The sequence below is a fragment of the Streptomyces sp. NPDC006655 genome, assembly GCF_040703965.1.
Taxonomy (GTDB): domain Bacteria; phylum Actinomycetota; class Actinomycetes; order Streptomycetales; family Streptomycetaceae; genus Streptomyces.
In genome coordinates this window covers 17,379-27,167 of sequence record NZ_JBEYJU010000107.1, presented here as the reverse complement: position 1 = coordinate 27,167, position 9,789 = coordinate 17,379, and the positions used below count along the sequence as shown (strand labels likewise).

The window sequence follows — 9,789 nt, the reverse complement described above, 5'->3', positions numbered from 1 at the left end:
TAGGTCACTCTCTTGCCCTCCCCCCCGGTCTCCCTATCTCGGCCATCCCGCACGGGCGGCGGCCGTCCCGCAGGACGGCCGCCGGTCAGGTCACGGGTAGTACGGCGTGTAGGTGATCGAGGAGACCTTCAGGTAGCGGGCGCCGTCCGCCGTTGCCCAGGTCGAGTTGTCCGGATTACCGGGCCAGTCGCCTCCCACCGCCGTGTTGACGATGAAGTGCATGCCGGTGCCGGCCGGCGTCTTGTAGGACTTCGAGCCCGTGATGGTGCCGTCCACCGCGAAGTCGACGTGGTCGGGCCACCACGTGAACGAATACGTGTGGAACGTGTTCGTCCACCCCGAGGAGTTGTTCTTCGAGTACTGGGTCTGCCCGTTGTTCTGGTCGTGAAGTGTCTGGTACACGGTGCGGTTGTTCTGGCCGACGATCTCGGCGGCGTCGAACTCGGGCAGCCACGGGTTCAGGTAGGCCGCCCACACCGCCGGGAGCAGCCCGCGTCCGTCGGGCATGTTCGCGGTGAAGCTGTAGGTGCCGTAGCCGTAGAGCGCCTTCGACTCCACGCGGCCCGAGTAGTAGGTCCCGTTGGCGGCCTTGTACGTCTTGATCATCAGGGTGCCGCCGTCGTACCAGACGCAGTTCGGCGTGTACGTCTCCAGCTCGTTGTTGGCGGTCCACCTCCCATTGATGACGTTCCACGAGTTGACGGTCTGGGGACTCCCCCAGGAACTGGCATGCGCCGGGTGAGCGGAGAAGGGCAGCAGCAGGCACGCCGCCACCAACGTGACCGCGCTGCGGACCGACGTGAAGAGACCAGCTGTCATGGTGAGCTCCGTTGCTCGGCCGTGGAGGCATTTTTTGGAAGCGCTTCCAGCGAAGAGGGGCACTTCGCTCCGATGACGGTGAACATGACAGCGCCGTAATCTGCTGTCAATAGCTTCGACTTCAACTGTTGAACAAGAACGGGCCGATCGCTTCGATGAGCGACCTCGATTGAACTGAAGGCAGTGCTGATCCGGACGTTGCGGGTCGCCGAGTTCAGCACATGAATGCAAGGGTGAGGGCGACGCGGCCGCACGCCCTCGTCGCTCATGCAGTCGTATACATCATCCACTTCGGTCTTGACACGGGCTCTCGTGCGCTCAATCATCACCAACCTGGAACCGCCCTGGAAGCGCTCCCAATCGGAGTCGCCCGGCACACCCACACCTACGGAAAGGGAGACTCCACCCCATGATCAATGGCAGAGCGCTCCGCCGGCTGGCCCTCGCGGCCTGTGCGGCGGCTCTCGCGGTGACGGGCCTCACCCCCGCCGGCGCCCAGGCCGCCCCGGGACCGGAACCGAGCCGAACACTGGGCAGCGGCACCCGCTTCTATGTCGATCCGCACAGCGAAGCCGCTCACCAGGCCCTCTCCGACCTGCGGGCGGGCCATCTGACCGACGCGCGCAACATGGCCGAACTCGCCAGCTGGCCCGAGGCGGTCTGGCTGACCGACGGAACCCCCCGGCAAGTCGGCGATCGCGTCCGAGGCATAGTCCGGGCCGCGAAGGCGACCCGCTCCGTCCCCCTGCTGGTCCTCTACAACGTTCCTGGTCGCGACTGCGGCTCCTATTCGGCCGGCGGCGCGGCCGACTCGGCCGCCTACGACGCCTGGGTGAAGGCCGTCGCCGGAGCCATCGGCACCTACAAGGCCGTCGTCATCGTCGAACCGGACTCACTCGCCCTGCTCCCCAAGGACTGCGGCCCGGACACCGACCCGACAGGTTCGCTCACCACCGCCCGTATCGCCGAGGTCAGATCGGCCGTCGGCACCCTGGAAGGCGGCCCGGCGACCTCCGTCTACCTTGACGCCGGCAACAGCAAATGGCTGTCCGTCGGTGAGATCACCGGCCGACTGATCGACGCGGGCCTGCGGCAGGCGCAGGGATTCGCCCTCAACATCTCGAACTACCAGCCGACCGACCAGCTCAACCGCTATGGCACATGGGTGTCCAAATGCGTCTGGTACGCCACGGAATCCGCCCACCCCGCCGGGCGGGCCGACCAGTGTGCCGGCCAGTACTACTCCTCGGCTGCCCCCAACGACGGGCTCCCGGGCGACGCGGTCGAGTCCGACGACCCTTCGACCTGGCACTGGACCGACGCCTGGTACGACAGCAACGTCGGCACACCTCCCGCCGACCGGCTCACCCACTACGTCCTGGACACCAGCCGGAACGGACGGGGTGCGTGGACCGCCCCGCCCGGCAAGTACACCGACGACGAGGCCTGGTGCAACGCCCCGGGCCGCGGAGTCGGCAACCGCCCCACGACGAGGACCGGCGTCCCCTTGGCCGACGCATACCTGTACGTGAAGACCATCGGCCAGTCCGACGGCACCTGCCACCGCGGCACGGCCGGACCGGGAGACCCCGAGTACGGCGGCGTCGAGGATCCGCCCGCCGGTGCCTGGTGGCCGGACTTCGCCCACACCCTCGCCGGCAACGCCAACCCTCCGCTGACCTTCAACCACGCACACTGATCACACCGCTTGGCACACCGACCCGGCTCCCTCGGTCAGGGGTCTTCAACTGCTGGCCCTCGAAGTCGGGTGAGTGAGCGTAACCATGCATGAGTGAGTGTCGTTGTCAGAGCGTGAATCTGACGGAGTGGGCGAGGACGCAGGGCGTGCATCCGCAGACCGCGTATCGCTGGTTCCGTGAGGGGACGTTGCCGGTACCGGCGCAGCGGGTCGGGCCACGCACGATCCTGGTGAACATCGACGCCAACGCGCCTGCGGAAGTCCTGGGCGGTCTGGGCCTGTATGCCCGCGTGTCCTCCCACGACCAGAAGGCGGACCTGGAACGCCAGGTAGCGCGGCTGGCCCGTTGGGCGGTCACCACGGGCGGCCGTGTGGTGCGCGTGGAGACTGAGACCGGCTCCGGGATGAACGGTTGCCGGCCGAAGGCGAAGCGGCTGCTCGCCGATCCTGCGGTGACCACGGTGGCGGTGGAGCACAAAGACCGGCTCGGGCGGATGAACGTCGAACTGGTCGAAGCGGCCCTGTCTGCGACGGGCCGCCGCTTGGTGGTGCTGGACGACGGTGAGGTCGACGACGACCTGGTACGGGACATGGTGGAGGTGCTGACGTCCTTCTGTGCCTGCTTGTGCGGTCGCCGCTCGGCGAAGAACCGAGCCCGCAAGGCGCTTCAGGCCGCCGAGCATGGCTGACCAGCGCAGGCCGTTGCGCCCGATTGATCCGCCGTTCGTCGCCTTCGGTCCGTCCGGCGTAGCGATCCGCACCCGGCTCAAGGGCCTGACGGCCGGCGATGACAAGGTACTGCGGGCCGTGGGCGCGCATCTCGGCTCGCTGGCGTCGAAGGATCTCAAGCGCAGATGTGCTGACGGGCTGGAGCACTCCACGCAGACGTGGGCGGCCCGTAAGCGGGAGCTGACTGAGGAGTCTTCCTCGCGTTGGGCGGGGAGCATCACGAAGGCCACGCACGATCAGTGGGCGCTGTCACGCAGGGCCCAGTTGGCGCACATCCAGGGCCTGGAGGCCGGTATCCGCACGGTCGCGCACCGCCTGTCGCTGCCGGTCGGGGAGAAGGGCACGAAGCGGGCACCGGGCGGATACCGCACGAAACAGGAGTGGTTCGTCAAGACACGTCGGCTGCACCTGCTGGAAGACCGGCTGGAGCGTGAGCGGGCCGACCGTGATACGGGACGTGTCCGCGTCGCACGCGGCGGGAAGAAACTGGCCCGCAACCGGCACAACCTCGACGCCGCGCAGTTCACCGAGGATGCGTGGCGGCGGCGCTGGGAAGCCGAACGCTGGTTCCTCGCCGCTGACGGCGAGTCCGGCAAACGCTTCGGCAACGAAACGATCCGCGTCACCCCGGACGGCCAGGTCAGCATCAAGCTGCCGGCACCGCTCACGCACCTGGCCAACGCCGGGCACGGCCGATACGTCCTCGTCACCACCGTGCAGTTCCACCACCGGGGCGGTCAGTGGGCCGACCGCGTGGCCGCGAACCGTGCCGTCGCCTACCGCATCCACCTGGACGCGGAGCGTGGACGCTGGTACGTGACCGCGTCGTGGACGATCCCGCCAGTCAGGACCGTGCCCCTCACCCAGGCCTGCGCCGGCGGCCTGATCGGCGTCGACACCAACGCTGATCACCTCGCAGCGTGGCGGCTCGACGCCCACGGCAACCCGTGCGGCGAGCCCCGCCGCTTCTTCTACGACCTGTCCGGCAACGCCCGGCACCGGGACGCCCAGGTCCGGCATGCCCTCACCCGCCTGCTGCACTGGGCCAAGCGGTACAGCCTGTCGATCGCGGTAGAAGACCTCGACTTCGGCTCGGAGAAGACCCGGGAGAAGCACGGACGGCGTAAGCGGTTCCGCAAGGTCATCTCCGGCATGCCCGTGGCCAAACTGAAAGCTCGGCTCGTGTCCATGGCGGCCGAACTCGCCATCACCGTCGTCGCCGTGGACCCGGCGTACACCTCCCGCTGGGGCGCTGAGCACTGGCAGAAGCCCCTGGCATCGAAGAACCGCAAGACCAGCCGACACGACGCGGCAAGCGTCGCGATCGGACGACGCGCCCTCGGGCACGGTATCCGGCGACGGACGGCACCGCCCCCCGACGACCAGAGCGATCGTCGTGGGCATCGGACCGTCCAGGCCGGACACGGTGACCGAGGGCGTGAGGAAACCCGCCCCCGCATTCCCGGACCACGCACACGATGCGTGCCACCGGAAGCGGAGCGAACGCGGGCGACCAGGACACCCAAAACCGTTCGGGATGTCCGCAGTGACCAGATTTGGGTCCAAGACTCACTCCTGCTCACTGACTAGGAACGGTGGTAGGTCACTCGGTGTTCGGTGAGGTGGGCGAGGACGGCGTGGTTCGCCTCCCAGCCGTCCGGGAACTTCACCACCGTGCCCAGCTGGACCGGTTCCGTCGACGGGTAGTCGTCCAGGAGGTCGGTCACGCCTGCGCGGCAGACCATGATGCAGGCGTGGCGGTGCCGGGAGGCCAGGACGCAGAGGCGGCCCGTCTCCAGGTGGAAGGCGGTGGCGTCGGGGCGGCCGGAGAGCGGGTGCAGGACCACCGTCACGTCGTACTCACGCCCCTGGAGACGGTTCGCCGTGTCCACGGTGACGTCCGCCACCCCCAGCTCGGCGAGCGCCGCCCGGACCGCCGCCGCCTGGTCGCGGTGGGCCGTGCCGACCGCCACCCGGTCGGCGGTGAGCGGCGTCGGCTCCGGTGCCCGCTCGGAGACGGCCGCCCCACCCCGGTCGAGCAGCCGCCGCACCACCGTCGCCACCGCCCGCACCGCCTCCGGGTCGGTGCGCGGGGTGTGCCGGGCGGGCAGCTCCAGCAGGCCCCAGCCGGACTCCGCCGCCTCGTCGATCACCCGGTCGGGACCGGAGCCGTCGGAGCGGACGGCGAAGGAGAGCCGGCGGTCACCGGGTCCGGTGCCGCTGCGGAACGGCGTGTACGGGTAGAACGCGCCGGAGACCAGAGGGGCCGCGGACGCGGGCAGCCGCCAGGACACCGGGAGGCGGTGCTGGGGCAGGCCCGGGTTGTGCGCGAGGAGCGTCGAGACGGCGGACCCCGAGGGGTCGTACGACAGGCCCGCCCACTGCTCGCCGCCGACGATCGAGAACGGGTCCAGCTGGCCGGGGTCGCCCACGAACAGCGCCCGTTCGAACAGTCCGGCCACCGCGAGCAGCGAGTCCGAGCGCATCTGGTACGCCTCGTCGACGATCGCGTGCCGCCAGGGCTCGTCCACCGTGACGTGCGCCCACTTCGCGGCCGTGGACAGCACGACAGGGGTCTCCCGCAGATCGGCCGCCTTCGCCGACTTGCGGACCTGGGGCAGGTCGTCCAGCGCCTTGTCGTACGGGTCGGAGTCGCTGCTGTGCAGGCGGCCGACGGGCAGCTCCGGGTTCTTCTCGGCGAGGCGCAGGACCAGGTCGTCGACCTGGGCGTTCGTCTGCGCGACCACCATCAGCGGGCGCCCCGCGTCGGCGAGTTCGAGCGCCGCGCGGACCACGAGCGTGGACTTGCCCGCGCCCGGCGGGGAGTCCACGACCACACCCCGGTCGGTGCCGTGCAGGGTGTCGTGGAGGATCGCGGCGGTGGCGCGGGCGGCCTCGGCGCCCGGGTCGAAGGCCGTGGTCGTCACAGGACGTCCTCCTGGGTCATCGCGTCGGCCGGCTCCGGCACGCCCTCGCCCGGCGGGCCGCCGTGCGTCCACGGGGTCGCCTCCGCATCGGGCAGCTTCGCCCCGCCGCGCTGCTCGTGCTCGAACAGGGTGAGGGTGAGCCGGTCGCCCTTCTCCGGGACCGATCCGGGCTCCGGTTCCTTCCCCCGGCCCATCTTGTCCAGCACCCGCAGCACGACGACCCCCTCGCCCTCGTACCCGACGAACTCCATCGACTGCGGCTTGCCGCCCAGTGAGCGGTACGTCCGCACGCGCTCGGCCAGCTGTGGCCGGTCCTCCGTGCGCACGGTCACCAGCGGGCGCGGACCGGGCCGCCGGCCGTCGCTGTACGCCATGACGACGTCGAGGACCTCGCCCGCGAACGCCTCCCCGGCCAGCCGCCGTCCCGCCATCACCAGCGGGTCGTCGAGCGCCTCCTGGGCGTCGAGCCGGGCCTGTTCCCGCTCCCGGGTGGCCAGCTTGTTGGCCGCGGTGACCGCGTCGTCCCGGCGCGGCTGCGGCGGCTCACCGGCCAGCACCCGGTCCCGGTGCCCGGTGAACGACCAGCGGTCGCGCGTCCAGCGCTCCTCGACCCGGGCGCCCTCCGGCAGCCGGCACAGCAGGTCCAGGCCGTGCCACACCGCGTCCCAGGTGGGCCGGGTGCGGCTCTCGACCAGGTCGCGGATCTCCCGCTCGGCCGCGGTGAGGATGGCCAGCCGGGCGTCGGCCTGCAGGCCGTCCTCGGCGGTGGCCAGGGCGGTGCGGGCCCGGTCGTAGCGCTCGAAGGCGGGCGCGAGCAGTCTGTTGTCGAACGCCGGGTCGGTGGCGGGACCGGCCGGCGGGCACACCAGCTGCCCGTCCGCGTCCCGCGCGAGCTCGGCCGTGCGCGCGGCCGCCGCGCCCGTGCTGCCCGGCGGTGGGTCGATCCAGGCGAGCAGCGCGCCCAGGTGCTGGTCCTCGACGCCGGACTGACCGGTCGCCCAGTGCCGGGACAGCAGGTCCGTCATGGCGAGCAGCAGGGAGGAGCCGGGGACCCGGGCGCGCTCCCCGAAGTGGGTGAGCCAGCGGCCGAGCAACGGCACCCGGGGCGGCGCCGGGAAGGGCGCCTCGGGGTCCTGCTCCGCCGTGCGCCGAAAGCGCATCGAGCGGCCCAGCAGCCGTACGTACTCGATGCCCGCGCGCCCCGGGACGATCAACTGCGGCGCGTCCGCGCACAGTTCGACCTCCACCTTGACCCGCTTGCCGGTCTCCGGGTCGGTCTCGGTGCGCTCGGCGGCCTCCACGGACCCGGCGTAGGAGTCCAGGTACGGCAGCACGACGTCGGCGAGTTCGGCGAGGAACGCGAACCGCAGGTCGCGGTCGCGCGGCTGCGGTACGACCAGCAGGCGCGGGGCGTCCCGGTCGGTGCCGACGAGGGCGCCCAGCGGGGCACCGGCCTCGCCGGAGGTGGTGAGCGGCACGAAGACCAGCGGGTGCCCGGAGAGGTGCCGGTGGCGGACGGTCGCGGCGGGTTGCGCGGTGCCCGTGCTCACGGCTTCCAGGCGGGCGAGGGTGGTGATCAGGGACACGCCGCCCCCTGGAGGGCCTCGGCCCGCAGGGCCGCCGCGCGGCGCAGGGCCGCGACCGCCGGGTCCCCGGGGTCACCGCTCTCGCCGCGCGCCGCCGACAGCACCTCCTCGACGGTGGTCAGCCCGCCCAGTTCGGCGCGGACCGCGCGGCCCAGCGCGGTGACCTCGTCGGCCGCGCGGGAGCGCTGCCGGCAGTGGAAGGCCAGTTCGCAGGCGGACAGGCACTCCGGCGCGTAGGTCGCCGGGACGGCCGCCACGGCCGCCGTGAGCTGCTCGGCCGGCAGGTCGGGGGCGAAGCAGGTGCCTTCGGGGAGCGCGTCGGCGATCTCCTCGATCCGGGTGAGCCGGTCCAGCTGGCGGGCGGTGACCGCACGCTGCTTGCGGACGTCCAGGGCGGAGGCGGTGGGCAGGTTGGAGAAGTCCTTGGGGCAGACCAGCAGCACGTCGTGGCGCACCCGCGGGGCCGGGTCGAGCCGGGCCGCGACCTCCTCCAGGGCCAGCACGTACACCGCCGCCTGGCGGGCCGCCGCGCCGACCTTCGCCGGATCGGCCGAACCGTCCAGCATCGGGAAGGACTTGATCTCCACGACCGTCCAGCCGCCGTCGGGGTGCACGACCACCGCGTCCGGCTCCAGGAACGCGGGGGAGCCGGCCACCTCCAGGGCCAGCATCGGATGGTCGAGCAGCGTCCAGCCGCCCGCCTCGGCCGCCTCGCGCAGCGCGAGGGCCGTACGGGCCGTACGCCCCTCGGGGCCGGTCGCGGACAGGTCGGGCACGGCGGCCCGCTCGGCCGGCTCGGCACCCGGGTCGAGGTGCGCGCGCACCAGCCGCAGCAGCTCCGCGCCGCCGTCCGCCTTCACCTTGGCCTCGAACGCGTTGCCCCGGGTCAGCGCGAACTGCGACTGGCCGAACGCCGAGGGCGAACCCAGCGCGCTCGCCAGCGCGGTCTTGTCCACCCCGGCGCCGTCCAGGATCGCCCGCCGCCTGCACCCCGGGTTCGCGGCGAGCGCCGCGAGGGCACGCGCGTCGAGGGCCTTGGCGGGGACGTCGGGGCCGCGCAGCTCAGCGAGCCGGTGCCGGAGCGCCGTCCCCCGCGTCTGTGGGGGCAGGGTCCGGCTCGGCTCCGGAGAGGGGCCGGGACTCGCGCTGCGATGGAATTCGCTCACCCGCCGAAGTCTGGCATCCGCCACTGACAATCGGGGAACCTGCGCCCTCCGAGCGCGCTGCGACGAGCGAGGCGCCCGGGACGATCCGGGCCCGGACCAGGTCCGCGACCCGCATCACGGACGGCGCGAGCAGGTAGCCGACGCCCATCACGGCGATGCCCGCGACGGCGTCCAGGAAGTAGTGGTTGGCGGTGCCCATCACCACGATCGCGGTCAGCAGCGGGTAGGCCACCCCGAGCACCTTCGTCAGCCGGCTGTTGCCGTACCGCCACAGCATCACCCCGCACCACAGCGCCCAGCCGCAGTGCAGACTCGGCATCGCCGCGTACTGGTTGGTCATGCCGCCCATCCCGCGCGGGGCGCTGGCCTGGCCGCCCCACCAGCCGTACGAGCTGTACTGGGCCATCGTGTCCACGAACCCGTACTTCGCGGCCAGCAGCCGGGGCGGGCAGGTGGGCAGCAGGGTGAAGCCGATCAGGCCGATGAACGTGGACGTCATCAGCCAGGTGCGGGCCCGCCGGTAGATCTCGGCGCGCCTGCGGAACAGCCAGACCAGTATCAGGGGGGTGACCAGGTAGTGCAGTGAGGCGTACCAGAAGTCGGCCGGTATGCCGAGCCACGGCTCGTGCGTGAACAGGCGGTTGAGCGGGTGCTCGGCGTTCAGGCGCAGGTCCTTCTCGATGCGCAGGATCGCCAGACCGTGGTCGACGGCGTTGGAGGTGTCCCCGCGCGCGAGCAGCCGGCCGGCCGTGTAGCAGCCGTACACCAGCAGGATCAGCGGCAGCTCGGTCCACCAGCGCAACCGGGTTCGCACAGCCACCTCGGTGCCCGGTTTCTCGGTCTGCGGCATCCGACTGCCTCCC

Annotated in this window: 9 protein-coding genes; 3 read left to right on the top strand and 6 right to left on the bottom strand. The window is 71.7% G+C overall.

Annotation, left to right across the window (positions count from 1 at the left end; translation table 11 throughout):
• Positions 1-90: 90 nt before the first annotated feature.
• Together AB0958_RS37865 and AB0958_RS37860 are read right to left on the bottom strand one after the other, a co-directional pair.
• Complete coding sequence (locus tag AB0958_RS37865) at positions 91-819, bottom strand: glycoside hydrolase family 16 protein (RefSeq protein ID WP_366895030.1); 729 nt, start codon at positions 817-819, stop codon at positions 91-93.
• Positions 816-1,196: a hypothetical protein gene (locus AB0958_RS37860; RefSeq protein ID WP_366895029.1), complete on the bottom strand. Its 381-nt coding sequence runs from the start codon at positions 1,194-1,196 to the stop codon at positions 816-818. Before AB0958_RS37860 ends, AB0958_RS37865 begins: the two co-directional genes overlap by 4 nt.
• 32 nt (positions 1,197-1,228) lie before the next feature.
• Between AB0958_RS37860 and AB0958_RS37855 the strand changes: the two genes are divergently transcribed.
• The 3 genes from AB0958_RS37855 to AB0958_RS37845 all read left to right on the top strand — a co-directional run bounded on the left by AB0958_RS37855 (position 1,229) and on the right by AB0958_RS37845 (position 4,837).
• On the top strand, positions 1,229-2,518 hold the full coding sequence (locus AB0958_RS37855; protein WP_366895028.1) for a glycoside hydrolase family 6 protein: 1,290 nt from the start codon (positions 1,229-1,231) through the stop codon (positions 2,516-2,518).
• 113 nt (positions 2,519-2,631) lie between these two features.
• Positions 2,632-3,207 carry an IS607 family transposase gene (locus AB0958_RS37850; RefSeq protein WP_366895027.1) on the top strand — a complete coding sequence of 192 codons (576 nt, stop codon included), beginning with the start codon at positions 2,632-2,634 and terminating at the stop codon, positions 3,205-3,207.
• Positions 3,200-4,837: an IS200/IS605 family accessory protein TnpB-related protein gene (locus AB0958_RS37845; RefSeq protein WP_366895026.1), complete on the top strand. Its 1,638-nt coding sequence runs from the start codon at positions 3,200-3,202 to the stop codon at positions 4,835-4,837. Before AB0958_RS37850 ends, AB0958_RS37845 begins: the two co-directional genes overlap by 8 nt.
• Here the strand turns inward: AB0958_RS37845 and AB0958_RS37840 are convergent.
• From AB0958_RS37840 to AB0958_RS37825, 4 genes are read right to left on the bottom strand one after another with little or no spacing between them, the layout of a single operon-like run.
• On the bottom strand, positions 4,834-6,174 hold the full coding sequence (locus tag AB0958_RS37840; RefSeq protein ID WP_366895025.1) for an AAA family ATPase: 1,341 nt from the start codon (positions 6,172-6,174) through the stop codon (positions 4,834-4,836). The two genes, AB0958_RS37845 and AB0958_RS37840, sit on opposite strands and share 4 nt — an antisense overlap.
• Positions 6,171-7,760 (bottom strand): hypothetical protein, encoded by a 1,590-nt coding sequence (locus AB0958_RS37835; RefSeq protein WP_366895024.1) that lies wholly within the window; start codon positions 7,758-7,760, stop codon positions 6,171-6,173. Before AB0958_RS37835 ends, AB0958_RS37840 begins: the two co-directional genes overlap by 4 nt.
• Positions 7,751-8,869: a hypothetical protein gene (locus tag AB0958_RS37830; RefSeq protein ID WP_366895031.1), complete on the bottom strand. Its 1,119-nt coding sequence runs from the start codon at positions 8,867-8,869 to the stop codon at positions 7,751-7,753. The genes AB0958_RS37835 and AB0958_RS37830 overlap by 10 nt, the downstream gene beginning before the upstream one ends.
• Complete coding sequence (locus AB0958_RS37825) at positions 8,823-9,776, bottom strand: phosphatase PAP2 family protein (protein WP_366895023.1); 954 nt, start codon at positions 9,774-9,776, stop codon at positions 8,823-8,825. Before AB0958_RS37825 ends, AB0958_RS37830 begins: the two co-directional genes overlap by 47 nt.
• Positions 9,777-9,789 lie beyond the last annotated feature (13 nt).